Here is a 584-nt window from a genome sequence, read left to right as displayed (position 1 = left end):
GTAAGTTAGACAAAGCGAAAGAGAAGTTAGTCGATAAAGCAGACAAGACAGCTCTGACGAATGCGAATAATGCCTTAGGAAGCGAAATCACAAGTGTACCAACAACAGCTGACAAGCCAGCAAGCAAAGTGACTGCCTATAACGACGCTAAGACAAAAGCAGAAGCAGCTAAGCAAGCAGCGGAAGCTGTAATAGCGGACGATAATGCGACACCAGAAGCTGTTCAAGCAGAGCTAGCGAAAGTAAACGCAGCCAAAGACGCGTTGAAGAAAGCAGAAGATGCAGTAACCGCAGCAGCTACAGAAACAGCGAAAGCTAAATTAGCAGAAGACAACGCGAAGTTAGATGAAGCCGTAAGTACAGAAGGTAAGACACCAGAAAGTATTAAAGCTTACGAAGCCGCTAAGAAAGAAGCAGAAGCCGAAGTTACAGCAGCTAAGCAAGCAGCAGAAGCCGCAAAAGCTAAAGGTGCCGATGCGACAGCAGCAGAAGTTCAAGCAGCGCAAGAAAAAGTAACCGCAGCTCAAGGTAAGTTAGACAAAGCGAAAGAGAAGTTAGTCGATAAAGCAGACAAGACAGCTCTG

Annotated in this window: 1 pseudogene; it reads left to right on the top strand. The window is 46.1% G+C overall.

Annotated features, from left to right (window positions below):
• A pseudogene (locus HT697_RS10005) lies at positions 1 to 584 on the top strand (FIVAR domain-containing protein); the annotation flags it as partial.

The sequence above is a fragment of the Streptococcus sp. 1621 genome (assembly GCF_013276615.1).
Taxonomy (GTDB): Bacteria; Bacillota; Bacilli; order Lactobacillales; family Streptococcaceae; genus Streptococcus.
The sequence above is the reverse complement of the archived record's forward strand: the minus strand, read 5'-3'. Positions and strand labels throughout refer to the sequence as shown.